This window comes from Burkholderia sp. A2 (genome assembly GCF_001729305.1).
Classification (GTDB): domain Bacteria; phylum Pseudomonadota; class Gammaproteobacteria; order Burkholderiales; family Burkholderiaceae; genus Burkholderia; species Burkholderia sola.
Genome location: NZ_LZXX01000158.1, coordinates 1 through 351, shown reverse-complemented (window position 1 = coordinate 351; position 351 = coordinate 1). Strand labels below are relative to the sequence as shown.

Sequence of the window (351 nt, the reverse complement as noted above, 5' to 3'; positions counted from 1 at the left end):
GCGGTGGCGGGCCACCTGCAGACGAAGGCGTCGGTGGTGACGCTGACGCTGTTCGACGTGCGCTCGGCGGTGCAGATCGCGGCGTCGGAAGGCAGCTCGACGGCGACGAACTACGGCGCGGCGCTGGGCGGCCTCGGCGGCGGGGTGGGCGGCGGGCTCGCCGGTTTCTCGACGACGCCGGAAGGCAAGGCGACGGTCGTCGCGTTCATCGACGCGTGGAACAAGATGGTCGTGGCGCTGCGCAGCTACAAGGCGCAGGACGTCAAGGGCGGGCTGGGCCGCGGTGGCCAGCTGCAGGTCAACTGACGTCGCCGGGCCGGCGGGGGCCGCCGGCCGATCCTGATTCGTGAT

Annotated in this window: 1 pseudogene; it reads left to right on the top strand. The window is 72.6% G+C overall.

Annotation, left to right across the window (positions count from 1 at the left end):
• A pseudogene (locus tag A9Z05_RS33345) lies at positions 1-306 on the top strand (hypothetical protein); the annotation flags it as partial.
• Between the last annotated feature and the right edge of the window lie 45 nt (positions 307-351).